Origin of the sequence: Pseudoalteromonas sp. SG43-8, from assembly GCF_014164245.1 — a bacterium.
In the GTDB taxonomy this organism is placed as follows: Bacteria; Pseudomonadota; Gammaproteobacteria; order Enterobacterales; family Alteromonadaceae; genus Pseudoalteromonas; species Pseudoalteromonas distincta.
The window spans coordinates 56,928-83,509 of the sequence record NZ_JACJEX010000001.1; the positions used below are offsets into that span (position 1 = coordinate 56,928).

At 38.5% G+C, this 26,582-nt stretch carries 22 protein-coding genes, 1 tRNA gene and 1 pseudogene; 19 read left to right on the plus strand and 5 right to left on the minus strand.

From position 1 onward, the window contains the following. The first annotated feature begins 79 nt into the window (after window positions 1-79). The 4 genes from H5122_RS00265 (at window position 80) to H5122_RS00280 (ending at window position 3,756) form a co-directional block, all read left to right on the plus strand. The gene (locus H5122_RS00265) at window positions 80-634 is read left to right on the plus strand and encodes an elongation factor P hydroxylase (protein WP_182682035.1); all 555 of its coding nucleotides are present in this window, start codon (window positions 80-82) and stop codon (window positions 632-634) included. Beyond that, window positions 624-1,787, plus strand: coding sequence for an ATP-NAD kinase family protein (locus H5122_RS00270; protein WP_182682036.1), 1,164 nt, complete (start codon window positions 624-626; stop codon window positions 1,785-1,787). Before H5122_RS00265 ends, H5122_RS00270 begins: the two co-directional genes overlap by 11 nt. Beyond that, window positions 1,784-2,059, plus strand: coding sequence for a YfcL family protein (locus H5122_RS00275; protein ID WP_024596509.1), 276 nt, complete (start codon window positions 1,784-1,786; stop codon window positions 2,057-2,059). The genes H5122_RS00270 and H5122_RS00275 overlap by 4 nt, the downstream gene beginning before the upstream one ends. 143 nt (window positions 2,060-2,202) lie before the next feature. Continuing rightward, entirely contained in the window at window positions 2,203-3,756 is a 1,554-nt protein-coding gene (locus H5122_RS00280) for an AbgT family transporter (protein ID WP_182682038.1), read from the plus strand. 76 nt (window positions 3,757-3,832) lie between these two features. On the opposite strand, the gene H5122_RS20115 is transcribed toward H5122_RS00280, so the two are convergent. The 3 genes from H5122_RS20115 to H5122_RS00295 all read right to left on the minus strand — a co-directional run bounded on the left by H5122_RS20115 (window position 3,833) and on the right by H5122_RS00295 (window position 6,929). Beyond that, the gene (locus H5122_RS20115; RefSeq protein ID WP_259397659.1) at window positions 3,833-4,147 is read right to left on the minus strand and encodes a hypothetical protein; all 315 of its coding nucleotides are present in this window, start codon (window positions 4,145-4,147) and stop codon (window positions 3,833-3,835) included. Between the two features lie 513 nt (window positions 4,148-4,660). Next, window positions 4,661-6,505: a DEAD/DEAH box helicase gene (locus H5122_RS00290; protein ID WP_024606656.1), complete on the minus strand. Its 1,845-nt coding sequence runs from the start codon at window positions 6,503-6,505 to the stop codon at window positions 4,661-4,663. A 160-nt stretch (window positions 6,506-6,665) separates the two neighbouring features. Next, a complete protein-coding gene (locus H5122_RS00295; protein WP_182682041.1) occupies window positions 6,666-6,929 on the minus strand; it encodes a GrxA family glutaredoxin in 264 nt (87 codons plus the stop codon). A 258-nt stretch (window positions 6,930-7,187) separates the two neighbouring features. Between H5122_RS00295 and H5122_RS00300 the strand changes: the two genes are divergently transcribed. The 9 genes from H5122_RS00300 to H5122_RS00340 all read left to right on the plus strand — a co-directional run bounded on the left by H5122_RS00300 (window position 7,188) and on the right by H5122_RS00340 (window position 17,099). Then, window positions 7,188-8,225: a response regulator gene (locus H5122_RS00300; protein WP_259395742.1), complete on the plus strand. Its 1,038-nt coding sequence runs from the start codon at window positions 7,188-7,190 to the stop codon at window positions 8,223-8,225. 22 nt (window positions 8,226-8,247) lie between these two features. Then, the gene (locus H5122_RS00305; RefSeq protein WP_182682043.1) at window positions 8,248-8,859 is read left to right on the plus strand and encodes an isochorismatase family cysteine hydrolase; all 612 of its coding nucleotides are present in this window, start codon (window positions 8,248-8,250) and stop codon (window positions 8,857-8,859) included. Beyond that, window positions 8,852-11,662, plus strand: a complete 2,811-nt coding sequence (locus H5122_RS00310) for a PAS domain-containing hybrid sensor histidine kinase/response regulator (RefSeq protein WP_182682045.1) — start codon at window positions 8,852-8,854, stop codon at window positions 11,660-11,662. Before H5122_RS00305 ends, H5122_RS00310 begins: the two co-directional genes overlap by 8 nt. A 688-nt stretch (window positions 11,663-12,350) precedes the next feature. Further along, complete coding sequence (locus tag H5122_RS00315; RefSeq protein ID WP_182671308.1) at window positions 12,351-12,641, plus strand: hypothetical protein; 291 nt, start codon at window positions 12,351-12,353, stop codon at window positions 12,639-12,641. 500 nt (window positions 12,642-13,141) lie between these two features. Continuing rightward, complete coding sequence (locus H5122_RS00320) at window positions 13,142-13,882, plus strand: bifunctional diguanylate cyclase/phosphodiesterase (protein ID WP_182671381.1); 741 nt, start codon at window positions 13,142-13,144, stop codon at window positions 13,880-13,882. A 108-nt stretch (window positions 13,883-13,990) separates the two neighbouring features. After that, complete coding sequence (locus tag H5122_RS00325) at window positions 13,991-14,365, plus strand: Hpt domain-containing protein (protein ID WP_039489282.1); 375 nt, start codon at window positions 13,991-13,993, stop codon at window positions 14,363-14,365. A gap of 9 nt (window positions 14,366-14,374) precedes the next feature. After that, complete coding sequence (locus tag H5122_RS00330) at window positions 14,375-15,772, plus strand: sigma-54 dependent transcriptional regulator (RefSeq protein ID WP_082007326.1); 1,398 nt, start codon at window positions 14,375-14,377, stop codon at window positions 15,770-15,772. A 113-nt stretch (window positions 15,773-15,885) separates the two neighbouring features. Beyond that, window positions 15,886-16,416 (plus strand): peroxiredoxin-like family protein, encoded by a 531-nt coding sequence (locus tag H5122_RS00335; RefSeq protein WP_182671309.1) that lies wholly within the window; start codon window positions 15,886-15,888, stop codon window positions 16,414-16,416. 236 nt (window positions 16,417-16,652) lie between these two features. Beyond that, on the plus strand, window positions 16,653-17,099 hold the full coding sequence (locus H5122_RS00340; RefSeq protein ID WP_024595972.1) for an Hsp20 family protein: 447 nt from the start codon (window positions 16,653-16,655) through the stop codon (window positions 17,097-17,099). A gap of 60 nt (window positions 17,100-17,159) precedes the next feature. Here the strand turns inward: H5122_RS00340 and H5122_RS00345 are convergent, their stop codons facing one another. Then, a complete protein-coding gene (locus H5122_RS00345; RefSeq protein ID WP_182682047.1) occupies window positions 17,160-18,716 on the minus strand; it encodes a cryptochrome/photolyase family protein in 1,557 nt (518 codons plus the stop codon). 289 nt (window positions 18,717-19,005) lie between these two features. Beyond that, complete coding sequence (locus tag H5122_RS00350; RefSeq protein ID WP_002958480.1) at window positions 19,006-19,467, minus strand: globin domain-containing protein; 462 nt, start codon at window positions 19,465-19,467, stop codon at window positions 19,006-19,008. A 434-nt stretch (window positions 19,468-19,901) separates the two neighbouring features. On the opposite strand from H5122_RS00350, the gene H5122_RS00355 reads away from it, so the two are divergent. The 6 genes and pseudogenes from H5122_RS00355 (at window position 19,902) to truB (ending at window position 26,475) form a co-directional block, all read left to right on the plus strand. After that, window positions 19,902-19,978: transfer RNA gene (locus tag H5122_RS00355), tRNA-Met, on the plus strand. A gap of 281 nt (window positions 19,979-20,259) precedes the next feature. Then, window positions 20,260-20,715 (plus strand): ribosome maturation factor RimP, encoded by a 456-nt coding sequence (gene rimP, locus H5122_RS00360; RefSeq protein ID WP_002958482.1) that lies wholly within the window; start codon window positions 20,260-20,262, stop codon window positions 20,713-20,715. 39 nt (window positions 20,716-20,754) lie between these two features. Beyond that, a complete protein-coding gene (gene nusA, locus H5122_RS00365; RefSeq protein ID WP_182671311.1) occupies window positions 20,755-22,254 on the plus strand; it encodes a transcription termination factor NusA in 1,500 nt (499 codons plus the stop codon). Window positions 22,255-22,279: 25 nt separating this feature from the next. Further along, window positions 22,280-24,940: pseudogene (gene infB / locus H5122_RS00370) on the plus strand (translation initiation factor IF-2). 109 nt (window positions 24,941-25,049) lie between these two features. After that, on the plus strand, window positions 25,050-25,532 hold the full coding sequence (gene rbfA, locus H5122_RS00375) for a 30S ribosome-binding factor RbfA (protein ID WP_002958487.1): 483 nt from the start codon (window positions 25,050-25,052) through the stop codon (window positions 25,530-25,532). After that, window positions 25,516-26,475 carry a tRNA pseudouridine(55) synthase TruB gene (truB, locus tag H5122_RS00380; RefSeq protein WP_182682049.1) on the plus strand — a complete coding sequence of 320 codons (960 nt, stop codon included), beginning with the start codon at window positions 25,516-25,518 and terminating at the stop codon, window positions 26,473-26,475. The genes rbfA and truB overlap by 17 nt, the downstream gene beginning before the upstream one ends. The last annotated feature ends 107 nt before the right edge of the window (window positions 26,476-26,582 follow it).

Here is a 26,582-nt window from a genome sequence, read left to right on the forward strand (position 1 = left end):
GTTGTAAAAGCCCGTACAATTCGTCTCGTTTTTAGTGCGCTAATATGGCGCTGTAACCGAGACGAATTAATCAATTTTTATGCATCAAATAGCTGATCTAATTTCAATTTTTGAACGCACTTTTTATCAAAGTTATAATACACAGCTGATAAAAGGCGATTGCGAGCCTATTTATATTCCAGCTAATAATACAACGCCTTTTCATCAGGTTGTATTCGCTCATGGTTTTTACGCGAGTGCACTGCATGAAATTGCACATTGGCTAGTAGCAGGCGATGCACGTCGTTTACAAGAAGACTACGGTTATTGGTACTGCCCCGATGGGCGCGACAAACAAAAACAAGCTGAGTTTGAAAAGGTAGAAGTAAAGCCCCAAGCCATCGAGTGGTTATTAAGCACCGCAGCAGGGTTTAATTTTAATGTGTCGGTGGATAACTTAAACGGCGAGCAAACATGTCGGTTTGATTTTCAGCAGCGAGTACATGCACAGGTATTATCGCTAATCGAAAATGGCTTTAACTCCCGTACAGAATCACTTTTAAAAGCACTGTGTGATTTTTACAATACACAGTGGCCATTAACAGCGCAGCAATTTAATTGGCAGCATCCAAAGGAGCTTTGTAATGGCGTTTAAATTAGGCTTAATTGTAAACCCTGTAGCAGGTTTAGGCGGCACAGTTGCTTTAAAAGGTAGTGATGGCGCAAACACAGCCGCTAAAGCAATTGAATTAGGTGCAGAACCCAAAGCAAATAGCCGCACAAAAGCAGCGCTTGAAGTGCTATTGCCTTATAAAGAGCGCTTAACCATTTACACCGTTAACGGTGACATGGGTGAGCAAACAGCAAAAGTCTTGGGCTTTAATGTAGAGGTTGTATACAACACTTCAGCAATAACAACCCCGGATGACACAGAACAAGCCGCAAAAATACTTAAAAACTCTGGTGTTGATTTAGTCTTATTTGCCGGAGGCGACGGTACAGCACGTAACATTTGCCATGCAATAGAGGATACCATTCCCGTACTTGGTATTCCCGCAGGTTGTAAAATTCATTCTGGTGTTTACGCTATCACGCCAAAGGCTGCAGGGCGCGTAGTCGAAATGCTGGTTAAGGGTGAGTTAGTTACCTTAGCCGATGCAGATGTAATGGATATAGATGAAGATGCTTTCAGGCAAGGCACAGTAAAAGCCAAACGCTACGGCGAAATGCAAACACCTAGCGAAGTACGCTATATGCAAGCGGTTAAAAATGGCGGTAAAGAAACCGACGAACTCGTACTTGCCGACATTGCAGCGCATGTTGTATCGCAAATGGATGAAGACACATTTTATATTATGGGTAGCGGCTCAACGGTTGAAGCCATAATGGAAGAAATGGGGCTTGAAAATACGTTACTTGGTGTTGATTTAATAAAAGATCAAACCTTAGTTGCTCAAGATTTAACGGCTAAGCAATTACTTGAGCTTACACATGATCAAAGTACTAAGTTAGTCATTACGCTCATTGGCGGGCAAGGGCATATTTTTGGCCGTGGTAATCAGCAATTGAGCCCTGCGCTTATACGTGCAATTGGCAAAGAAAACATTATTGTAGTAGCAACAAAAACAAAACTACAAGCGCTTAATAGCCGCCCCCTTATTTGTGACACCGGCGATGGCGAATTAGATGATGAATTAACCGGTTATATTAAAGTAACCACCGGATTTAACGACCATATTATGTATGCAGTAGGGCACCAAAACCTTGAAAATACAGGTGCTTTGCAAAACCAGGAGATTAATAAATGAGTTTAGTGAACTATATCGATGCAGCCCAGCAGTACTTCGATGATTTAGTAATAAAAGCAACTGACGATGAGTTATTTGCTGGCGGCTATTTACGAGGTCATTTTGATCTTGCAGTTGGTTATGCCGAAGTAGAAAAGCTGACAATCAGTATAGATGAGCTAAACGAAACTGTAGAGCAAAGCTTAGTTAAAGCATATCGCAACGGCGAGCTTAACGAAGAAGACAAGGCATTAGTTGCACGCTTGTGGGATGAAGTTAAAGCCCTTGCTTAACCCTAAGTGGCAAAAAGAACACGATTTGTTTATCACTATCGTGTTTTTTTGTGCCCAAAACTTTTAAAGCACATTCCCATGTTAATTTACTGTTTTGTTTTTATGCGATATTGTTACTAAAATAAATTTTAGGAACAATAAAAATGAATAATAATCAAGACGCTTTACCTTCAGGGGTTGTAGCGCGTTTTTTAAATTTTGTTGAGCGAGTAGGAAATAAGCTTCCAGATCCAGCCGTAATATTTCTGTTTGCAATGTTATTAATTTGGTTTTTGTCGTGGTGGTTTTCAAGCGTGAGTTTTGATGCAATTGACCCACGTACCGGTGAAGCGATTATTATTAATAATATGCTGGCAAGTGATTCGCTCGCTACTTTTTTATCCTCTATGGTAAAAACCTTTACTGGCTTCGCTCCCTTAGGTGTTGTTTTAGTAGCTATGTTAGGTGTCGGTGTTGCAGAGCATTCGGGCTTTATTAATACCGGCCTTAAGTTAATGCTTAAAGTGACTCCTAAAAAGCTATTAACGCCTTCAATCATTTTAGTGGCCATTGTGAGCCATACCGCTACTGACGCAGGTTATGTATTAGTTATTCCACTTGCCGGTGTTATATTTTATGCAGCAGGACGCCATCCGCTTGCGGGTATTGCAGCTGCATTTGCAGGAGTCAGTGGTGGTTTTGGGGCTAACTTTATTCCATCAGGGATTGATCCATTACTACAAAGTTTTACCCAAAGTGCGGCGCAAATAATTAATCCTGCAATAACAATTAACCCGTTAAATAACTGGGCATTTGCTTCAGCATCTAGCTTATTTATTGTGGCATTAGGCTGGTACATTACCGATAAAATTATTGAACCACGTTTACAAAAAACAGCGATTGATGGTGCTAAAGAGGATTTACCTGTATTTGAAGATGCACGTAGTGATGAAAAACGGGCCTTTTATATAGCCAGTACCGTGATGATTGCAGGACTTGCGTTATTAGCATTTGTCTCTGCTCCAGACGATTCTGCAATGCGCAGTAGTGACGGATCCCTTACTAATTTTAGCTCTCCTTTAATGCAATCAATTGTGCCACTAATATTTTTACTTTTTTGGATTCCAGGCACTGTATATGGATTTACGGTAGGCACTTTTAAAACTTCAAAAGATATGATTGATGCTATGAGTAAAGCGATGAGCGGTATGGCATATTATATCGTCATGGCGTTTTTCTGTTCGCTATTTATTGCTGCATTTAGTAAATCAAATTTAGGTGCACTGCTCGCAATTGAAGGTGCGCAGTTATTAAAGGCGATGGAATTGCCAAGTGCAGTAACGGTTGTAGGCATTATCTTTTTAACTGGCTTTGTTAACTTGTTTGTAGGTTCAAGTTCAGCAAAATGGGCGTTACTTGGCCCCATTTTTGTACCGATGTTAATGCAACTTGGCATTTCGCCAGACTTAACTCAAGCCGCTTATCGTGTAGGTGACTCAAGCTCTAATATTATTACACCGTTAATGCCATACTTCCCATTAGTGGTGGTGTACTGTCAAAAGTATGTCAAAGGCACAGGTATAGGCACTTTAATTGCTATTATGCTGCCGTACTCAATTGCCTTTATGATTGGCTGGAGTATCTTTTTATTAGGTTACTGGGCACTTGGTATTCCTTTAGGTTTAGATGCAAGCTACATTTATCCAGCATTGCCTTAGCCTAAACCTTTATGAACCTCACTCACTTGAGTGAGGTTTTTAAATAAAAGTTCTGTAATGTAAAAGTAAGTCTAAGTTACCTTTCTAAATCTCTCACTATATAGCCAAATAAGCTGGCCTCTCCAACAATATACACATGATCATTTTTATTGTTCATTATTGTAGACTTATCGTCATACCACCTAAAATCATGAATCTTATTCGTTTTAGGCTCTTTGAAGTATAAACGAGTACAGCTATCTTCATACTCAGTGCCACACTCTTGTACATCGGTCAGGATGTATTCTTTATACCAATAGTCGCCTTGCGTGTAGTAAGCCCATAATTTAATAGGATCAGAGATAAAAATATAGAGTATTCCATAGACTAATAAAGGGGATAATGGGTACATGAAAATGGATGCTAATTTTATTTTAGTATCTGAGAAATTGTATTTAAGTGATTCTCTATATTTACTGCAGCGTTTATATTCATTAAATATAAGTATATTTAGATAGATAAATAGCGCACAACAGATAATAGGGAGGGTTATAAAGAAAACAACGTCGTATAGTTCATTTGAGATGAATGGTGGATCTGTAAAGTCCATTAAAATAGGAAGAGTGATGCATAATAAAATGGGGAGTATTATTGCTACAAGGAGCAAGTTGTCGTAAATCTTTTTCAATTTTTAATTCGTCCGTGAACTATAGCCTTTGTCTAGTTTACAGAATTTTTGTTATTTTAAAAATCAGAGAAATGTATTTATAGGCATTAAGCAACCCGAACTCAGGATAAAAAAACTATCTCAAGCCGCTATTGAATTGACGCGAAAGTTTACTTTGTTTTCACTGTAGCAGCAGCTTAAAAACAAAAAAACCTTGTCACTTTCGTGGCAAGGTTTTTTTTATTAAAGAGTCGTTGCTTATTTAGCTGTGAAGCTTACAGGGCGACGTTCTTTACGAGGACCGCTGCGCTTATCACCGCGTGCGCCGTCATCTTTATTAAAGCTGCGTTTCTTATCACCAGCTGGACGCTCAGAGCGTTCGCCACGTGGTTCAGCAGGGCCTTGATCAGTTGTAATTGTTAAGCCCATAGGGCGTTTACAAATAAACACTTTTTGGAAGTGATCAAGTACATCTTTAGGCATGTTTTGCGGTAATTGAACCGTGCTGTGATTGTCGTGTAGACGAATATCACCAATAAACTTGCTTGATATGTCAGCTTCGTTAGCGATAGCGCCAACAATATTTTTAACCTGAACACCATGTTCACGACCCACTTCGATACGGTACGTATCCATAGGACCTGCATCACGGCTGTTACGTTCGCGAGGTTTACGCTCAGCGCGCTCTCCACCACGTTCGCCGCCACGTTCGTTACGACGTCCACGGTCACCACGATCGTTGCGTGAATTGCGGTCGTTACGCTCGTTACGTTCACGAGGTTGAATCTTAACTTCTTCAACTTTAATTGGCGACTGTTGCTGTGCTAAACACAGTAACGCACCCGCTAAGCTTTCAAGAGGAAGGTCAAGTTTTTCAGCCATGTTAGTAGCTACTTCATTGAAGAACGTGATGTCTTTGTTTTCAAGCGCAATAGTTAATTTTGCTTGTAACGCTTCGATACGTTTTTCTTCAACAATTTTTGCTGTAGGTAATTCAACTTGAGCAATTTCAGACTTCGTATGACGAATAATATTTTTAAGTAAATAACGTTCGTTATGTTTTACGAATAAGATTGCTTTACCAGTACGACCAGCACGACCTGTACGGCCGATACGGTGAACGTAGGCTTCAGAATCTTGTGGGATATCGTAGTTGATAACTAAGCTTAAACGGTCAACATCTAGACCACGTGCCGCTACATCTGTTGCAATAACAATGTTTAGCATGCCACTTTTTAAGCGATCTACAGTGCGTTCACGTGCTTGCTGGTTCATGTCACCGTTAAGTGGAGCAGCAGAGAAACCTTCGCGCTCTAATAACTCAGCAAGTTGTACTGTATCGTTACGCGTACGTACGAAAACAATAGCACCTTCATATTGCTCAGCTTCTAAGAAGCGAACAATTGCTTTATTTTTATGTACGCTTGCATTCCAAAACACTTGCTCAACAGATGATACTGTAGAGTTACGCGCAGAAATATGAACCTGTTCAGGATTGTTCATATACTTGCTGCTGATGTTTTGAATTTGCTTAGGCATAGTCGCAGAGAAAAGACATGTTTGCTTTTCGCGCGGTGTTTTTTCCATGATGCTTTCTACATCATCGATAAAGCCCATACGTAACATTTCATCGGCTTCATCAAGTACAAGTGCTTGTAGAGCATCAAACTTGATAGTGCCACGGTTAATGTGATCGATTAAACGACCTGGAGTTGCAACAATAACCTGAGCGCCACGACGAAGTGCGCTTAATTGGATACTGTAGCTTTGGCCACCATATAGTGCCAATACTTCAATACCACGAACATGTTTAGCATATTGTTCGAATGCCTCAGCAACTTGGATCGCAAGCTCACGTGTTGGTGTGAGTACAAGGATCTGTGGCTGTTTCACAGACGGGTCAATATTATTTAGTAATGGCAGTGCAAATGCTGCGGTTTTACCTGTACCCGTTTGAGCTAGTCCCAGTACGTCCTTTCTTTCTAGCAATAACGGTATACATTGAGCTTGGATTTCAGATGGTGTCTTGTAACCCAACTCTTCAACTGCCTTCAAAATTGCAGGAGAAAGATTTAGAGATTCAAACGTGACTGGTTCTGACATTAATACGCCTCAACGAATTTAAAGAGGCGCGCATTATATAGGATTCGCGAGGCAAATGCTTGTATAAATTGAAACTAATTTCTATGTGTTTGATGTTGGTCGAAATTTAACCAGTTTAATTTGGGGTTTATTAAACTGGTTAACATATTTAATACAACGCTTATTTGTACAAGCCTAGGTTTTCTTTTGCGTAAGCTTCAAATTCTGTAAATCCACCGATGTGATTTTGATCCACAAAAATTTGTGGAACGGTAGGGCAAGGTTTACCAGCTGACTTTTCAAGATCGGCCTTACTAATGCCTTCTTTAATTATATCGATGTAACGAAATTTAAAGTCATCACGTTCATTTGATAGTTGCTCCGCAACATATTTTGCACGAACACAATATGGACAACCTTCACGGCCAAAAATTACAGTTAACATAGCTTTCTCCTCAATTTGATTAAAATCAGTTTAAATGATTGAAAAATTATTTAAAGCAAAAAAAATCGATTACACCATTCTAATAAAAACCATAAATCATATATTGCACAGCAATATGATTTGCAAAATGCGAATGAGAAACTAAAGCGTTGTCTGACTAATACTTAAGTATATGAATGCAAGTGTGTTTACAAGAATTAATTTGTGGCACATAACTTGATGATTAAGAGGTATACATTGGGTTAAGGAGAATACTTTATGAATATTAATAGTCACGTGTTAGAAATTATCCAAGGGGTAATCGGTAAATATTGTGAAACCCAAAATCGAAATTTTTCAGTTACTTTAATTAATAAGTTGCAATGTAACTACGTTTGTTTGCAAATCCCTCTTGAGCAAATGATTGCGCAATGCGAGGAATTTCTGATTCCAGCGCTAGCATCTGTTAAGCAGAGCTTTTTACTTAACCTAGAAGCAAATATACAAGGGGTTAGTCTTCATTATCAGATTGATGATTCTGAGCAAGTAAGCACGCTGGATTTTCATGGGCTTTTAGCAACAAAAGAGTCTGTTAGTTTGGCACTAGATATTAGCCAAAATATAGACGTTCTAACTGATTGTGAGGCGTTATTTAAAAGTTGTTTAATAACATCGGATAATACCCATGAGCGCTTTGGCTTAAATTTTAAATTATTCAATAGCACTTTTAAGGAAACGGTACAGATTGAAGATTTACGTCACCTTAGTGGTGATGCGCTAACTGATAAACTAAATGGTGACAGCATAAATAGACACATAAAGTTATGCACTATTAGCGACATTAGTGAGCTGAGCCAAGAGAATAAACTATCTAAAAAAATATTAGGTTGGCCATTTTTTGATACTGACCTAATTACTATTTTAACAACATTTCATACGCAAACACGTTTATCTGTATTAGTGGCAGATGACAGCTTACCAAGCCAAATTGCAACAAAAGTGATGCTCGAAATGCTGGGCTGCATAGTAACATGTGCAGAAAATGGCGCTAGTGCCTTAACGCTTGCTCAAAATGAACCATTTGATTTACTGCTCTTAGATGAGCGCATGCCAGGAATGTTTGGCAGTGACGTAGCACAGCAATTGGTGCGTCAAAATACCCCTAATAATGATACACCCAAAGTTATTTTAACGGGACTAACAGGGGATGAGCAGATAGCTGAGTTATTTGAAAAAGGTATTACGCACTATTTACAAAAACCAGTGACCAAAGCAGTGCTCGAAAAGTTTATTAAACCTTGGCAATTAGCGTCTTAAATTGGTTAATAAGGTGGCAATGATGCATGACTTTTCTAAAACAGCGCTTATTTTGATTGGTTTTCAAAATGATTACTTTTCACCAAAAGGTATTTTGTATGACGTGGTTGAAGAGTCGTCAAGAATTACTGGCGTGGTAGAAAATACACTCTCTTTATTGGCCGCCTGTGCAGAGCAATTTGCGTTAGTTGTTAATACACCCATTCATTTTACACAAAACTACAGTGAGCTTAAAAATCCGATTGGCATATTAAAAGCTATTGCTGATGTGGGCGCATTTAAAGCAGGTTCGTACGGCGCTCAAACCATTGAGCAGCTAGATTTTTTTAGCAATGTTATAGAAGTGGTGCCTGGGAAAAGAGGTTTAAATGCTTTTACACATACTGCTCTAGCGCAAAAGCTCAAAGAACATGGTGTCACTAATGTAATTTTAGCCGGTACGGTGACTTCTATTTGTATTGACTCAACTGCGCGTACGGCTGTTGAACTTGGTTTTAACGTCACTATTTTAAGTGACTGCACATCGAGTCGCACTCCTTTTGAACAAACTTTTTACTGTGAAGAGGTTTTTCCTCTTTATGCGCGAGTTTGTGATAGTAAAACTTTTATTAAGCATTGGAGAGAGCATGGATAACAACGATGAACTACAAGTGCAAATCCAATATGCATTGGTCGAAAAGCTCTCCAATAGTAATCGACGTCAAGCAAAGCTATTAGCTATTTTAGATGAATGTATTTTTGAGTGTGATAAACATTTAAATCTTACCTATATTAACGAAGCATGGGAGAAGAAACTAGGTTACTCAAGCGATTCATTAATTGGTTCTAATATCACTAAGTTAATGAATTGCGATGATATTATGCATTTTGTTGCATACAGTTGTTGTTTGCTTGAAGGAAAGCAGACTCCTAGTGTAGAAATACAAATAAAAAATAGTCATGGACTCTTAAACTGGTTTGAGTTGAGGCTAGTTTATGATGAAAAAAGCGGTTTTATAGGTTCACTCTATGACATTCAACGCCATAAAGATTCTCAATTTTTACTAACGCAACAGCAAAAATATGTAAAGCGCTTATCGCTTGTTGCGAGTCATACAAATAACTTAGTAATAATTACAGATAAATTTGGCGTAATTGAGTGGGTTAACAATAGTTTTGAAGTACTTACAGGTTACACCTGTGATGAGGTTATAGGCACCAGTCCTGGTCATTTACTGCAAGGGCCAAAAACATGTGAAAAAAGCCGTAAGGTCATGTCTCATGCCGTAAAAAATGGACTTCCTTTTCAAGTTGAAACTACAAATTACGATAAAAACGGTAATATTTATTGGGTTGCTATTGATGCAAACCCAGTGCGAGATGATGAAGGCCAAGTAAAGCACTTTATCGCTATAGAAACTAATATTACGCAGCGAGTTAAAGCCGAACAAGCAATGGCAGAGATAGAATATAATTATCACTCTGTCGTTGATAATATCCCTGATATTGTTTTACGCCTTGATACATTTGGCAATCTATTATTTATAAATCAAGCATGGCAGCGAGTGCTACACAGCAGGGTAGATGAGAGCCTTGGTTTACCTATAATTAAGTTTATAGCAAAAGAAGATGTAGAAAAAATTAGTAGCACTTTACTTGATTATAAACAAGGTAAGCGTGATATACGTCGCTTTGATATACGTTTAATTAATGCACAAGGTATAAATAACTGGGTCGAAATTACACTTACTCCAATTGTTGGTGGCTACGAAAGTGATTTATCATCAATTGCTGCGACACTTGTGGATATACAAGAGCGTATTGAAAGCGAGCAAATATTACTTGAAGCTAAACATCAGGCAGAAACCCTAGCGGAGTCAAAAAGCCGATTCATGGCAAATATTAGTCATGAAATTCGCACACCATTAAATGCTGTGATTGGATCTGCAGATATTTTGCATCATACCGGTTTAACTTCTGAACAAATGCGCTATACACAAATGATTAAAACAAGTTCTGACGCGCTATTAAGTGTATTGGACGATGTATTAACGTACTCACGTTTTGAAGCACAAGCCATAACACTAAATAATCAGCCATTTAGTATTGATACGTGTATTGAAGAGGCAATAGATATAATTTCCCAAAGCGCTTTACAAAAAGGGCTTGAGGTTATTTTTGATTTTTATCCTGATGTACCAGCTCAAGTAATTGGTGATCATGCCCGTATAAGACAAATAGTCATAAATTTATTAGCCAATGCGATTAAGTTCACTCAACATGGTGTAATAACGGTTACTGTTAAGTGCACTCATATTGAAGGTAATAATTTAAACCTTTATATATCTGTAAAAGACACGGGTATGGGAATTGCTAAAAATAAAATTGACAGTATGTTTATGCCTTTTATTCAATCCGATAATTCAATTACTCGAAAGCATGGTGGGAGTGGCTTAGGGCTTGCGATATGTAGGCAAATTTGTGATGTAGTAGGTGGAGATATTTCGGTTAGTTCTGAGTTTAATAAAGGAAGCGAGTTTGTAGTTAATTACCCGCTGCAAATAGACACAACTGACTCAATTTTAAGAGAAGGGTTTGCAGCACGAAGTAAAAAGCCAAAAGTATGGATAGTAGGAAATCACGAAATTCTAAAAACAGCCTTGGAGCATACGCTCACTCGGTTTTCTATCACTTTTGAACACTACGAAGTATGCCCAGATATACCCAAGTACGATAGTTTTCCTGATGCAATTGTACTAACTGATCCTCAAATGTTAGCCCAAACACGCGAGCGTATAAATACATACAACTCCCTTAATTCACCGTGTTTACTCATCCTAGATTTGCTAGGTAAAAGCTTATTACCGCAAAATATTAACGACAGAGAGCTCAGGTTAAATGGCCCTTATAAAGTATCCCATGTACTACGGGCAATTAGTTTATTAGAAGAGCAGTTGTTTCATTTGGATATTATATTTACCAATCGTGAGCAAAAAGAAACTTTAGAAAGCCCCTTAGGGTTAACTCAGTTAAGCGGAACCAAGGTATTAGTTGCTGAAGATAATACGAATAATCAAGTTGTAATTCGACAGTTTTTAGAACAAAAAGGTTGCCGTGTATATATTGTTAGTGATGGTCAAGAGGCAATAATAAAGGCGCAAAACGATGAAATTGATATTATTTTTATGGATATCCAAATGCCAATACTCGATGGGATTTCTGCAACTAAAGCAATCAGAAAGTTAGGTATAGCCACCCCCATAATAGCACTCACTGCAAATGCGATTCATGGTGATAAAGAGCGATTTATAGACGCGGGGATGAATGACTATTTAGCTAAGCCAATTGTAAGTGAGACACTTTATTTATTACTTGATAAATATGCCCCAGAGCAGGTTATTGAATCTAAACATTTAAAGCTCTCTCGTTTAGCGCAAGTTTGGGAAAAGCTGAGTTGAGCAATGAAGGCTAGGGTTTGTTAAACGTTTAGGGTTAAATTTGTAGCAGTGTGTTTGGTATTTAGGCAAAGTTGAGCCTATGCAGTGTGGTTATTTTCCATAAATGGGCGATAACGTAGCATTAATGCCAAACAGGCGCTGCCCAAAGGGATCTTCCTAGGGGCTATTTACTCTTTGTTGCCAACATGGATGTAGGTAAGGGGCGTGAGCAGGACGCAGAAGCTTCGCTCGGTCTTACATCGATGTAAGTTAGTAGGGTAACGCAGGAGCTGTTACAGAACCCGCTGGGTTATAAACCTCGCGCCGGGATTAAACCGCCTGTAGTTTGAACGAATTTTAATCCGCAAAGATCAACAGACAATATAAAAAGTGGGTTTGTGTTGCATAAAACTTGATAAACGGAGAAATTAACCTAGTATTTTAGGGGTAAGTTAAATTTATTTTTTAGTAATTAATGAGTGTTTTTAGTGTGTGTTTTTTTAATTTGATTCGCAAATTGCAATTCAAAATAAAAATAAAATGTTATGAACTTTATTTAAATACTCAATCATACCTTTAATTTATTTTAACGACATGATTTTGTAAGGTTTTTACTTTTTTGTAAAGTTGTTATCTGGTTGGCACGACTTTCGCAATATATTAAATATCAAATCAAGACGAATTTAGTTAAATTTTTAAGGGGTGCAATATGCAAACAAACACAAAAGCCAAACAACAGCCTAAAGGTAACAATTGGGTACTAACACCTGAAATTATGGTTTTGTCAATTTTGCTTGTTGCCACTTTAGTAATAGGTATAACAGTTTTACGAGGTAGCGATTCGATTGAACCGCTGGCAGATATTCAGCCAATTACTTTTACACAAGCTGATGTTGAAAACGCTCAGTTGATGAGTAATACGTTTGACTCGCAAAATACCAACTATGCACAACATGTAACTTCTTCTAAAAACGAAAATAACGACACTCTTCCAAACTAGAGACTTTTGCGCAGGTAACTATTTATAGTTGCCTGCGTTTTTTTATGTTCCTACCACCAATTTAACTTTTTAATCCCTCCCCATAAAATTATTTATATTCTCTTAAATTTAGATGGTGCTTAACCTAAACAGGGTTTTATCAAAACTTTCTCTTTTCTCATATACAATTGCTAATATTAGCTTTGGTCAGTATCTATTAACTGGCTTATCTGTGTTTTATAAGCTCGATTAAGCGCTCACTTGCCAATTTAGCTGCATTGCAAACTGAATTGCAAAATGCGAATGAAATGGGAGAAGTAAATCCATTTAATCTTCTAATTTAACTACCTGAATATATTGGTTTTTATTTCTGTTTTTTTGTATTTAAAATGGCCTGTAAATTGCTCTTTAATATAATAAGTCACTAAGAGTGAAACCGGGGCAAAATCATGAGTGCGTTTAAATACCTAGAATCGGAAAAACCAGTCAATCTAGCAAGATGGCATGAGTTAGAGAGGATCATGTCTGATTCAATGCAAAATAATTATTTTAAAATGGTTTATCAACCGCTTGTATCATTGGGATCTGGAAAGCTGGTCGGCTTTGAGTCGCTAGTAAGGTGCCAATCACCGCGCTTTGGCATTGTTGGCCCTGATGAGTTTATCCCTCATGTAGAGCAATCGGGAATGATTTTAGAATTAGGTGACTGGATTTTTGAGCAATGCTTGTCTGATTTAAAGCATATGCGGCAGTTTGGTATGACAGATATTGCTGTTTCATTAAATATTTCACCGTTACAAATCTTAGATGGTGATGTGTTTTCAAAAGTAATGTCTTTGCTAGAAAAGCACCAAATACCACCACAGGCTATTAAAGTCGAATTAACGGAAACAGCGCTCATTCATAGTCCTGATAAAATAGCTAAGGCGTTTGAAAACTTCCATAAAGAAGGCGTAAAGGTGTGGATTGATGATTTTGGCACTGGGTATGCCTCTTTAGGTTTACTTCGTCAATTTGATATTGATGGTTTAAAAATTGATCGCAGTTTTGTAAGTGGTATTGCAACTAATAATGAAGACTTTACGTTATGTAGCGCAATTATTGCGATGGCTCAACGATTGGGTTTACAAACGGTAGCAGAGGGTATTGAAGAGAATGAGCAATTACAAATATTAGAACAACTTGGTTGCGATATAGCTCAGGGGTACCTGCTAGATAAGCCTCAAACGTTAACTAAAAGTATTGATACTTGGACTTTGTAAATGTTTATATTCATTTTGATTTGCAAAATGCAAAAAACAAATTACTCTTAAACTACAACTCTTACATTTTAATAGTGTACGAAGTTTTAACTTACACAAAGGTTATCTATGCCCATATCAGAGCAGTTTGTCGATAAAAGTATTACCGAGCTAAATGTATTAACTCAACTCGAAAAGGATGTTGGGACAACCGTGTTAGCTCGTTTAATTAAATTATTTATTGATGAATTAGTTACTATGGCTAACCAATTAGATACGGCAATTAGTAGTGAAGATACTATTAAAATTAAAGAAGTAATGCATGTCTTAAAAAATTCAGCAGCTTTATACGGTGCATCTGCTTTAGCCGCGTTAGCAACACAATTACACGATTCGCCACCCTCAACTACACAAGAAAACTTGCACGCAGCACTTGTTATTAAACACAACTTGGATAAAACCCGAGATGCGTATCAAATAATGAGTAATAGTATAGCTATCTAGGAGAAAGCTGTGTCAGATATAATTGATAAAGGTCTTGTTTATATTGTTGAAGATAGCATTGCCAGTGGTGCTTTATATGCAAGTCAGCTTGAGCAGGCTGGTTTCCAATGCAAACACTTTACAGATGGGTACTCTGCTTTAGTCGGTATTAAAGAAAAAATGCCAGCGGTCATAGTACAAGACGTATGCTTGCCAGATATAAGTGGGCTTGAGGTATTACAATTTGTAAATAAGCAGAAAAATCCTGCTAATGTAGTCATGATCACCTCAAACAGCTCTATTGATATTGCAGTGGAAGCAATGCGTTTAGGCGGTTTTGATTTTTTAGAAAAACCTTTCACAAGTCAACGACTCATTAGTTCAGTAGAAAGTGCCTTGACGCCAAAAGAGCAAGTTAAAGTTCAACCATTGGTTAAAAACAGGGATAAAAATCAAGATTTTGTTGGTGAATCTCTGGCAATGAAAACCGTTTTTAGATTACTTGATAGTGCAGCTAGAAGCAAAGCGTGTGTATTTATCACAGGTGAAAGTGGAACCGGTAAAGAAGTTTGCGCACAAACCCTTCATGATACAAGCCCGAGAAATACAGGACCATTTATTGCCATAAACTGTGCAGCTATTCCTGCTGAGCTATTTGAATCAGAATTTTTTGGTCATGTTAAAGGTGCGTTTAGTGGGGCATTAAGCGATCGAAAAGGGGCTGTTGAAGTGGCCAACGGCGGTACCTTATTTTTAGATGAATTATGTGAAATGGAACTTAACTTACAAGCAAAGTTATTACGCTTTTTACAAACAGGCATTTTTAGTAAGGTGGGTAGTAGTGAAGTATTACACAGCGATGTTCGTTTAGTCTGTGCAACAAACAGAAACCCAATCATAGAGGTTGCAGAAGGGCGTTTTAGAGAAGATTTATATTACCGTTTAAATGTTATCCCCGTAAAGCTCCCCCCTTTAAGAGAACGCGGAGGCGATATATTACTGCTTGCTGAGTATATTTTGAAACAAAAAAGCGATAGTAATGCAAAGCATTTCACTGGTTTTTCTGATGAAGTTAAGGCGCTTTTTTGTAATTACGATTGGCCAGGAAATATTCGCGAACTACAAAATGTAATTGAAAACACCGTTGTTATTAATGATGGCGATGTAATTGAAAAAGACATGCTACCAAGCTCATTTGGATTAGGCGCTGTGAAGCACTCGATATCCGCTAAGTCAGTTCACAATACAAACGAGCAGAGTGTTCAATTATCGCCTATGTCTGTTCATGATATAGAACCTTTGTGGCAAGTTGAAAAAAGGGCGATTGAAAATGCGATTAAAAGCTGTGAAGACAATATTCCTCTTGCTGCTGCTTATCTAGGGGTTAGTGCATCTACCATTTATAGAAAAATAAAGGGATGGTCTTAAAGTTATAATCGTTTTTTAATTACACTTTTCAGATTGAATTAATAAAAGTTACCCTAAGCTTTATGGGTAAGAGCAAATTAATTTTTAATCTGACACAGTAAAAGGAGATCGCAATGAGTAACACTAGTTTAAAACCTGCGGATATTATGCCATCACTAGTCGTGAGTGATGTTGATGAGAACAAGGTAGATTTAGTTGATAGAGTAAGTGACTCTCCCTGGAAAATGATTGTTGTTTATCGAGGCCAGCACTGCCCTAAATGTACTGCGCAACTTAACGAGCTTGCTAAAGTTCATAAAGACTTTAAAGATGCTGGTGTTGAAGTGGTTGCGGTAAGTGGTGATAGCCATGAGCAGCTTGATAAACATCTTGAAAAAATAGATGTTAACTTCCCAATTTACTATGGTTTAACAATCGAACAAATGACCGATTTAGGGCTACATATCAGCGAGCCTCGCAGTGATGCAGAAACTGATCATCCATTTGCTGAGCCAGGCATTTTTGTACTTAATGAAAAAAATCAGCTTCAAATGGTCGATATATCAAACAGCCCATTTGTTCGTCCTGATTTAGAGCAACTGCTAGGTGGAATTAAGTTTTCTAGAGAAAACGACTATCCAATCCGAGGCACATTTATTAAATAACATTCATTTTCATGGTTTCAAAAGGCACTTTTTAGTGCCTTTTTTTATTTATTTTTAATTTTTTAAAATTAATCTCTTGAAAACAATTTTACCGTCCTTATATAGTTTAGTAGGACGCCTGATGGGTCCTAAATTAAACTTAAACAATTGAAATTTATATTATTAATTAAACTTTGCTTGAGCTTGTTCAATAGAAGAGCACATGCAAAATATCGCTTAAATATGAGGATATTATTATGCGTACAGTAGACTTATCACCACTTTATCGTTCATTTATCGGCTTCGAACATTTAGCATCACTTATGGATGCGGCAGCTAATACAGATAAGCAGCCAAGTTTTCCTCCTTACAACATAGAAGCACTCGATAAAGACAAATACAGAATCACTATGGCCGTTGCCGGTTTTAGCGATAACGAATTAACCATTGAGTCAGAAAATAACACATTAAAAGTTACAGGTACTAAAGCAAATAAAGATGAAAACGCAGAGCGTAAATTTATTCATCAAGGTATTGCTGAGCGTAACTTTGAACGTAAATTCCAGTTAGGAGATCATGTAAAAGTACTTGGCGCAGATTTAGCCAATGGCTTACTAAGTATTGACTTAGAACGTGAAATCCCTGAAGCGCTAAAACCACGTAAAATTGAAATTGGTAATAGCAATCTAATAGAAGGTAAATAATCTTCTAAAGTACATATTTCCCTGATTACTTAGCCGCCTCATTCGAGGCGGCCTTTTTGTTTACAGCGCTTCTAAATTATTAAGGTAGTAGGTTGCTTGTTGCAGCGTTTGTTCTTGGAGTGTTTTTTCTTGTTTATCCCAGTTTTTATATACCATACCAATACGTGGGTTCTTTTCTAGTCTGTCTCTGTGTTTATTCATGAAATGCCAGTACAGGCTATTTAGCGGGCAAGCTTTATCACCTACTTTTTGTTTAACATCGTACTGACAGCTTTTGCAGTAATCGCTCATCTTATTAATGTAGTTACCGCTTGCAGCATAAGGTTTAGTCGCAATTATTCCATCATCGGCAAACTGGCTCATTCCTCGGGTGTTGGGCATCTCTACCCACTCTATGGCATCGATATAAACACCTAGGTACCAGTTATCTACGTCATCAGGGTTTATTCCTGTAAGCATGCAAAAGTTTCCAATAACCATTAGGCGTTGAATATGGTGGGCATAAGCGGTTTCAAGGCTTTGTTTTAATGAGTGGCTTAGGCAATTCATTTTTGTTGAGCTGTTCCAAAAATAAGATGGTAGTGTGTTTTTGGCTTGTAATTGATTTTTAACAGCGTAGTCGGGCATGTTAATCCAATAAATGGCACGTACATATTCTCTCCAACCTAATATTTGCCTAGTAAAGCCCTCTACTTGCGAGGGGGATATTTCACTTGGTCTTTGTTCGTATTCTCTTATTACACGTTTGATTACATATAACGGGTGGAGTATTTTTGCGTTTAGGGCAAACGATAATCGGCTATGGTACAAGCTGGTATTATTTTTACTTTGATCTGTCATCGCATCTTGAAAGTGACCAAAGCAACTAAGTAAATGCTCGCAAAAGTATTCTAGAGATTCAATAGCTTGTTTACGCGTTGTTGGCCACTCTAGTCTCTGATCGGCTATTTCGCCAAAGTAAACGATCTTGTGCTTATTTAAGCGAGAAATGATGCTCTTGACATTATTATTGAATAGCTTAGGTTTTGGTATACACGCTAAGTCAGCTTTGGAAAATTTATTACGATTATTACTGTCAAAATTCCATTTGCCACCGGTTGGCTTAGTATCATCAACTAATATATTAAACTGCTTACGCATAGCACGATAGAAGTGCTCCATTGTCACATGCTTGTTTTTTGTAAAGCGTGTTTTTATATCGGTGAACGGTAATAAAAAATGTTCAGTATCTGTGGCAATTACATCAAATGAGGCATCACTTTTAAACTTAGCTAATTGAGACTTAAGCCTAAACTCATCAGGATATTGATATTCAATAGTTTCGCATTGGTATTTATCGGCAATTCGCTTGAGTAATCCAATTAAGTCTTTGTCGTCAGAGGTATCGTCAAGTGTCAAATGCAAAACATTAAAACCTGCCGTTTTTAATGCAGTTGCAAAGTTTTCCATAGCATTAAAAAAAGCACACAGTTTTTGAATGTGATGCTTAACGTAGTCGGTTTCTTGTTTTAATTCTGCGATGAGATAAAGCGTGTCGTCGTCTTTTTGTTTATACCATGAATGAGATGGGTTTAGCTGATCGCCTAGTATTAATCTAAGTGTTTTATGATGGGTCATAGTAAGGCCAAATTTTTTTATACGGGTATAGTTAATTAAACGATCGTTTTAATATTTTACAACAAGCAAATAGGAGTAATTAAGTGCATAACGACAATAGTTTGCTGTTTTTAATGCTGGGGATTAGTTGTTTCTTGAGTTTAATAATAGATTAGTAAAACGAATAGAGGCGGTAAATAACGCAATACATTGTGCTGTTAGCAATAGGGCAAAAAAGTTTAACCGCATATCAAGGCGTTCCTGATTAAGGGGAGATTAAGTAAATTAAGTCTCCCCCCCAATTGAATATCTAAATTTTATTACTTTGCTTTTGCTGCATTCTTTGTTGTAACGAAACCACATTGGTAACGTTGAAAAGAACATTGCTTGCAAAGCTTTCAAAGTACCTAAGCGCTTTTTTCCAAGCGAGCTGACTCTCAGTAGTAAAATGTTTACCAAGGTGCTCTTCAAGGGTTTCGTAAAAAGCGTTAGATAAAAGGGCAATGTCACTGTGTGAAGCGCCGCTTTTTTTTAGATACATTAAATGGTGAGCTAAAAAAGGAGCTACCGATGCTGGTTTATCTAAATGCTTAACAATTCGTTCTAATACGCAAAAGAGGGTAAAGCTCTTTTCGTTAAACTGTAAGGCCGTCGGGTAATTCATCTCAATACTAGATTGGGCTAATTTACTATGAAATTTAGCCGTAAACGCATGAAAGTTAGGCTTAATAATTGTTAAGTTATTTAATAATGCTGATTGTTGTTGATTCATTTTTATCTCGTTGCAGTGAGTAATAACTATTATTATCAAGTAGGAATAATGTTGATTATAGCGGGCAGTTCAAATTCTGCACGTTTTTTAGTGTGAAAGTATGGCTTTTTGTTATATCTATTTACTTTCTGGTAATTAGTGAGCCTTTAAAACGTATTTTAAGAGTTATTAAACTTCAGTTTATCTGATTTTTATCCTGAAATAATAAGCTACTACATTTTATGACTCAAATATGGGCATTTTATAAAGTTGGCTGATTACTTATGTTACTTACATATACATTAAATTAGCATCTTGACGAATTGCAAATTTTATAAACTAATTGCGTATTATAGTTGCTAATTATCCTGTACATCCTTATAATAGCGGCCATTGTTTAGCGTGTTGTATAACAGCTAACAGCGATATTAAATTTAAGGTTTGATATCTATTGGCGCGGGATGGAGCAGTCTGGTAGCTCGTCGGGCTCATAACCCGAAGGTCGTCGGTTCAAATCCGGCTCCCGCAACCAATTCTACTAGTAGGTATTACCTTACTAATTTATATCGCGCATTCTAAGTAATGCGCGTTTTGCGTTTTAGGCTATGTAGTTTAATTAGGTCAGTTTACTGACTCGCAACCAAGCTTGGCCCTCGGCCACACAGTTTTATGCTTTATTGGTGTGACGCCCCGCTTGGTTCGGGGCGTTGTTGTATCTGCACCTTACGATTTGTGGCAATTGCTATCAAATTAAAATTTAAACTCAGTATTTTAGGGCTATAAGCCCTTTTTTTGTTTGTATGGAGGATTTTCGTGACAAAACTTGAACAAGATTTAGTAACCATGTTAACGCCTGCGGTAGAAATGTTAGGCTTTGAGTTGCATGGTCTTGAATTTGTACAAGCGGGTCGCCATTCTACCTTAAGAGTATATATTGCTCATGAGGATGGGATCTCAGTTGATAACTGTGCGGATGCCAGTCGCCAAATTAGTGCGATTTTAGACGTCGAAGACCCAATTACAAATGAATATGATTTGGAAGTATCGTCTCCTGGTGTTGATCGTCTATTATTCAAACAAGATCACTACGAGCAGGCGCAAGGAGAGGAAGTACGCGTGCGTACTAAACTTCCACAGGATGGTCGTCGTAATTTTAAAGGCGACTTAGTAGCAGTTAGCAGCGATATGATCACACTATCTAGCGATGGTGCAGAGCATCTGATCATGCTTAGTAACATCGAACGTGCGAATTTAATCGCGAAGTTTTAAATTCGAGTGCGAAGGAATAGGGCAAGCGAGGCATTACCCATGGCAAAAGAGATATTATTGGTTGCTGAAGCCGTTTCCAATGAGAAAGCGGTTCCAAAAGAAAAGATTTTTGAAGCTCTAGAGTTCGCTCTAGCGACAGCGACAAAGAAAAAACACGATGGCGAAATTGAAGTACGTGTAGCAATTGACCGTAAAACCGGTGATTACGATACGTTCCGTCGCTGGCAAATTGCCGCTGTATTAGAAGATGGTTCTTTAGAGAACCCATACAGCGAAATCACTCTAGAAGCAGCACAGGTTGAAGAACCTGATTTGCAAATGGGTGATTATGTTGAAGAGCAAATTGACTCAATCAAATTTGACCGTATTACAACACAAATGGCTAAGCAAGTTATCGTACAAAAAGTACGTGAAGCTGAGCGCGCTTTAGTTGTTGAAGCATACAAAGATCAAGAAGGCGAGCTGGTAACGGGTGTTGTTAAAAAAGCAACTCGCGATGCAATCGTACTTGATTTAGGTAACAACGCAGAAGCGGTAATTTACCGTGATGACATGTTGCCACGTGAAAACTTCCGCCCGGGTGATCGAATCCGTGGTCTTTTATATGAAGTTAAACCTGAAGCACGCGGTGCACAATTATTTGTAACGCGCTCTAAACCTGAAATGCTAATGGAATTATTCCGCATTGAGGTGCCAGAAATTGGCGAAGAGATGATTGAGTTACGTGCAGCTGCACGTGATCCAGGTTCACGCGCTAAAATTGCTGTTAAATCTAACGACAAACGCATTGATCCAATTGGTGCATGTGTTGGTATGCGTGGCGCACGAGTTCAAGCTGTATCGTCTGAGCTTGGTGGTGAGCGTGTTGATATCGTACTTTACGATGACAACCCAGCACAATTTGTTATCAATGCAATGGCGCCAGCAGAAGTTGCTTCAATCGTAATGGATGAAGACACTCACTCAATGGATATCGCTGTAGAAGCCGATAACCTAGCACAAGCAATTGGTCGTAATGGTCAGAATGTTCGTTTAGCAAGCCAATTAACTGGCTGGGAACTGAACGTAATGACTGTTGAAGACATGCGTACTAAAAATGAAGCTGAATCTGATAAGTTACTTAACTTATTCACTGAAAATTTAGATATAGATGATGAGTTTGCATCATTACTTATTAACGAAGGTTTCTCGACACTTGAAGAAGTGGCGTATGTACCTGCGTCTGAATTTTTAGAAATTGATGGTCTTGATGAAGATACTGTAGATTTATTGCGTTCACGCGCAAAAGATGCATTGACAACTAAAGCACTTAAAACGGAAGAAAGCTTAGATGGCGCAGAGCCTGCTGAAGACTTACTTGCGCTTGAAGGCTTAGAGCGTCACTTAGCATTTGTTATGGCAAGCAAAGGTGTTGTTACACTTGAAGACTTGGCAGAGCAAGGTATTGACGAATTAGTTGATATCACAGAACTTTCATCTGAAAAAGCGGGTGAACTGATTATGGCTGCACGAAACATTTGTTGGTTTGCAGACGAGTAATTTATTAACGGAGGTATTACACACTATGGCAGAAGTAAATGTTGAAAAACTAGCCGGCGATATAGGTACAACTGTTGATAAATTGCTACAGCAGTTTTCACAAGCAGGTATCACTAAGCAAGCAACTGATAACGTAACAGAAGCTGAAAAAGCAACGTTACTTGATCATTTAAGCAAGCATCATGGTGGTACAGGTTCAGATGGCCCAGCGCGTATGACTTTACAACGTAAGAGCAAAAGCACATTAAGTGTGACTGGTTCTACGGGTAAAGCTAAAGATGTTCAAGTTGAAGTTCGCAAAACACGTACCTACGTGAAGAAAAGCGCAATGGAACAAGAACAAGAGCAAGCACGCTTAGCCGCTGAAGAAAAAGCCCGTCTTGAACAGCAACAAAAAGCTGAACAAGAAGCCGCAGAATTAAAAGCGAAACAAGAGGCAGAACGTAAAGCGAAAGAAGAAGCTGACCGTAAAGCCAAAGAAGAAGCTAAACGCAAAGCTGATGCAGAGCGTAAAGCGAAACAAAAGCAGATGACCCCAGAGCAAAGTGCTAAGTCTGAGAAAGATCGCATAGAAGCTGAGCGTCTGCAAAAAGAAGCAGAAGAGGCCGCATTGAAGAAAGCTTAAGAAGAAGCGAAACGTCCAGCAGAAGAGGCAAGAAAGCTAGCTGAAGAGACTTCAGCACGCTGGAAGAAAGAAGAAGAAGAACGTAAGAAACGCGAAGAAACAGCGGATCACCATCTTACGACTTCAACTTATGCACGTGAAGCAGAAGATGTTGCCGATGCTCGTGATGAGCAAGGCACTCGCCGTGCTAAGAAAAAGAAAAAAGCGCCAGCAAAAGATAAATTTGCAGCGTCAAGAGGCCGTAACAAGTCTAAATTAAAAGCACCAGCATCGCTGCAGCATGGTTTCCAAAAACCAACTGTTGATGTTAAAAATGAAGTGCGTATTAGCGAAACAATTACAGTAGCTGAGCTTGCATCACGCATGGCTGTTAAAGGCGCTGAAGTTGTTAAAACAATGATGAAAATGGGTGACATGGTTACTATTAACCAAGTGATCGACCAAGAAGCTGCACAACTAGTTGCAGAAGAAATGGGTCACAAGGTTATCATTGTTAAAGAAAACGAATTAGAGCAAACAGTACTTAACGACCGCCATGAAGATGGTAAGTCAGAGCCTCGTGCTCCAGTAGTAACTGTAATGGGTCACGTTGACCATGGTAAAACATCGACTCTAGATTACATTCGTTCTGCGAAGGTTGCTTCTGGCGAAGCCGGTGGTATTACACAGCATATTGGTGCATACCATGTTGATGTAAACGGCAATATGATTACCTTCTTAGATACTCCAGGACATGCTGCATTTACATCAATGCGTGCTCGTGGTGCTAAAGCGACAGATATCGTAATCTTAGTGGTTGCAGCAGATGATGGTGTTATGCCACAAACTAAAGAAGCGGTACAGCACGCACGTGCAGCTGGCGTTCCTTTAATCATTGCTGTAAACAAAATGGATAAAGAAGGCGCAGATCCAGATCGCGTTAAAAACGAACTAGCTCAGCTAGACGTTATCCCTGAAGAATGGGGCGGCGATACGCAGTACGTTCATATCTCAGCTAAAACTGGTCTAGGTATTGATGACCTTCTTGAAGCCGTACTTATGCAATCTGAGCTTTTAGAGCTTTCAGCCCCTACCGAAGGTATGGCTGCAGGTGTTGTAATTGAATCTCGTCTTGATAAAGGCCGTGGTCCAGTTGCATCAGTACTTGTTCAATCTGGTACGCTTAACCAAGGTGACATTGTATTATGTGGTCTTGAGTATGGCCGTGTTCGTGCAATGCGCGATGAAAACGGTAAAGATATCAAGTCGGCAGGTCCATCTATTCCAGTGGAAATTTTAGGTCTTTCTGGTATTCCAGCTGCAGGCGACGAAGCAACTGTAGTTAAAGATGAGCGTAAAGCGCGTGAAGTTGCTTTATACCGTCAAGGTAAGTTCCGCGATGTTAAACTAGCACGTCAGCAAAAAGCTAAGCTTGAAAACATGTTTACTAACATGACTGAAGGTGATGTTTCTGAAGTTAACGTGGTACTTAAAGCAGACGTTCAAGGTTCTATCGAAGCAATCTCTGATTCACTAACTAAACTTTCTACTGATGAAGTAAAAGTGAAGATTGTAGGCTCTGGTGTTGGTGGTATTACTGAGACTGATGCGACACTAGCTGCAGCGTCTAACGCAATTGTAGTTGGCTTTAACGTTCGTGCTGATGCTTCTGCTCGTAAAGTGATTGATACTGAAAACTTAGACCTTCGTTATTACAGCGTAATTTATGCCTTAATCGAAGAAGTTAAGCAAGCCATGTCAGGCATGCTAGCACCTGAGTTTAAACAAGAAATCATCGGTCTTGCTCAAGTTCGTGACGTATTCAAGTCTCCAAAAATTGGCGCAATCGCTGGTTGTATGGTTACTGAAGGTGTTATTAAACGTAGCGCTCCAATCCGTGTACTACGTGAAAACGTGGTTATCTATGAAGGTGAACTTGAGTCACTTCGTCGCTTTAAAGACGATGTTGCTGATGTTCGTAACGGCATGGAATGTGGTATCGGCGTTAAGAACTACAATGACGTACGTGTTGGTGACCAAATCGAAGTATTTGAAACAGTTGAAGTACAACGTACTCTTTAATTGTTAGCTCGCTAAACTAATAAATGGGGGCTTAGCCCCCATTTGTGTATCCATTATTTAATTAGCTTATTATTAAATTTCAATAAGTTATGATTTTAGGACAAATGCAATGAGAGAATTTTCTCGCACTGATCGTGTTGCACAGCAAATCCAAAAAGAAATTGCTGTAATTTTACAACGCGAAATTAAAGATCCCCGCTTAGGTATGGTGACAGTGTCAGCGGTAGAAGTATCGCGTGATTTATCTTATGCCAAAATCTTCATCACTGTGTTTAACACACAAGACGAAGATGCAGCAAAGCAAAGCGCAAAAGTACTTAATGAAGCAACGGGTTATATTCGCTCGTTACTTGGTAAGCGTATTCGTGCTCGTATAATGCCTGAGTTAAAGTTTGTAGTTGATAATTCACTGATGGAAGGTATGCGTATTTCTAATTTAGTGGATTCTATTATCCGCGAAGATAACGCAAAGCATGTCGATGAAGATGTAGAAAGTGTTGATGCTGATATTTCAGATAGTGAACAAAGTACTAAGCACGTAGAAGATACAGATAGCGAAGAAGGCACTGATACAGATGGCAAAGCGCAGTAAAGGCCGTGCAGTTGACGGTATTTTGTTGTTAAACAAACCGCAAGGCATTTCATCAAATAAAGCTCTGCAGCAAGCGAAAGGTGTTTATTTTGCACAAAAAGCTGGCCACACTGGGGCTTTAGACCCGCTTGCTACAGGTATGCTGCCAATTTGTTTTGGTGAGGCGACTAAGTTTACGCAGTTTCTACTCGATACAGATAAAACTTATATCGTTCGTGCAAAACTGGGTGAGCGTACAACGACATCAGATTCTGATGGCGAAATCGTAAGCACGAAAGATGTGAATGTGACGCGTGAGCAGTTAACAAAAGAAATTGCAGCTTTTGTTGGAGAGTCAGATCAATATCCATCAATGTACTCAGCACTTAAGTATCAAGGTAGACCATTATATAAGTACGCACGAGAGGGTATTGAAGTCCCTCGTAAATGCAGAAAAATAAATGTGTTTAGCTTATCGTTTGACGAATTTGATGAACAAAACAACGTATTACAAATGACGGCTCATGTATCAAAAGGGACGTATATTCGTACAATCGTTGATGATTTGGGCGAAAACCTAGGATGTGGCGCACACGTTATAATGCTTCACAGAACTGCTGTTGGTCAGTATCCGGCAGATAAAATGGTTTCGCTTGATGAAATTGAAGCGTTGCTTGCTAAAGCGAAAGCAGAAGAGCTTGCGCCTTCTACTTATTTAGACTCGTTGTTATTACCTATAGACACTGCTTTAACTGATTTACCTGTTATTGAAATTTCGAAAGAGCAGGGCAAAGTATTTAGTCATGGGCAAGCAGTCGAGTTACCTGAAGCTTTACCTGAGGGGGCAATTAAAGTTGTTTCGGATGGTGTGTTTATTGGTACTGGCGAGCGCAACTCAAGTGGCCATTTAAAGGTTAAACGTGGTCTTGCTAGCCAGCAAGATGATTACGTAAAGCCTGAATAAGCAATTAGTGTGCCCAGCAGTGGCTTATTAGTTGTAGATGGGAATAATTAACTTGTAGTTATTCCCACAGTTGGTAGAATACGCCGGCTTAATCGTTTTGGCTGAAT

Excerpts from the sequence above, each read along its gene's own strand:
- H5122_RS00290 (WP_024606656.1), bottom strand. The coding sequence starts at position 6,505 with ATGTCAGAACCAGTCACGTTTGAATCTCTAAATCTTTCTCCTGCAATT.
- H5122_RS20115 (WP_259397659.1), bottom strand. The coding sequence starts at position 4,147 with ATGTACCCATTATCCCCTTTATTAGTCTATGGAATACTCTATATTTTT.
- H5122_RS00270 (WP_182682036.1), top strand. The coding sequence starts at position 624 with ATGGCGTTTAAATTAGGCTTAATTGTAAACCCTGTAGCAGGTTTAGGC.
- H5122_RS00340 (WP_024595972.1), top strand. The coding sequence starts at position 16,653 with ATGCGTACAGTAGACTTATCACCACTTTATCGTTCATTTATCGGCTTC.
- truB (WP_182682049.1), top strand. The coding sequence starts at position 25,516 with ATGGCAAAGCGCAGTAAAGGCCGTGCAGTTGACGGTATTTTGTTGTTA.
- H5122_RS00300 (WP_259395742.1), top strand. The coding sequence starts at position 7,188 with ATGAATATTAATAGTCACGTGTTAGAAATTATCCAAGGGGTAATCGGT.
- H5122_RS00335 (WP_182671309.1), top strand. The coding sequence starts at position 15,886 with ATGAGTAACACTAGTTTAAAACCTGCGGATATTATGCCATCACTAGTC.
- H5122_RS00345 (WP_182682047.1), bottom strand. The coding sequence starts at position 18,716 with ATGACCCATCATAAAACACTTAGATTAATACTAGGCGATCAGCTAAAC.
- H5122_RS00280 (WP_182682038.1), top strand. The coding sequence starts at position 2,203 with ATGAATAATAATCAAGACGCTTTACCTTCAGGGGTTGTAGCGCGTTTT.
- H5122_RS00265 (WP_182682035.1), top strand. The coding sequence starts at position 80 with ATGCATCAAATAGCTGATCTAATTTCAATTTTTGAACGCACTTTTTAT.
- H5122_RS00350 (WP_002958480.1), bottom strand. The coding sequence starts at position 19,467 with ATGAATCAACAACAATCAGCATTATTAAATAACTTAACAATTATTAAG.
- H5122_RS00295 (WP_182682041.1), bottom strand. The coding sequence starts at position 6,929 with ATGTTAACTGTAATTTTTGGCCGTGAAGGTTGTCCATATTGTGTTCGT.
- H5122_RS00275 (WP_024596509.1), top strand. The coding sequence starts at position 1,784 with ATGAGTTTAGTGAACTATATCGATGCAGCCCAGCAGTACTTCGATGAT.
- rbfA (WP_002958487.1), top strand. The coding sequence starts at position 25,050 with ATGAGAGAATTTTCTCGCACTGATCGTGTTGCACAGCAAATCCAAAAA.
- H5122_RS00305 (WP_182682043.1), top strand. The coding sequence starts at position 8,248 with ATGCATGACTTTTCTAAAACAGCGCTTATTTTGATTGGTTTTCAAAAT.
- H5122_RS00320 (WP_182671381.1), top strand. The coding sequence starts at position 13,142 with ATGTCTGATTCAATGCAAAATAATTATTTTAAAATGGTTTATCAACCG.
- nusA (WP_182671311.1), top strand. The coding sequence starts at position 20,755 with ATGGCAAAAGAGATATTATTGGTTGCTGAAGCCGTTTCCAATGAGAAA.
- H5122_RS00315 (WP_182671308.1), top strand. The coding sequence starts at position 12,351 with ATGCAAACAAACACAAAAGCCAAACAACAGCCTAAAGGTAACAATTGG.
- H5122_RS00310 (WP_182682045.1), top strand. The coding sequence starts at position 8,852 with ATGGATAACAACGATGAACTACAAGTGCAAATCCAATATGCATTGGTC.
- H5122_RS00325 (WP_039489282.1), top strand. The coding sequence starts at position 13,991 with ATGCCCATATCAGAGCAGTTTGTCGATAAAAGTATTACCGAGCTAAAT.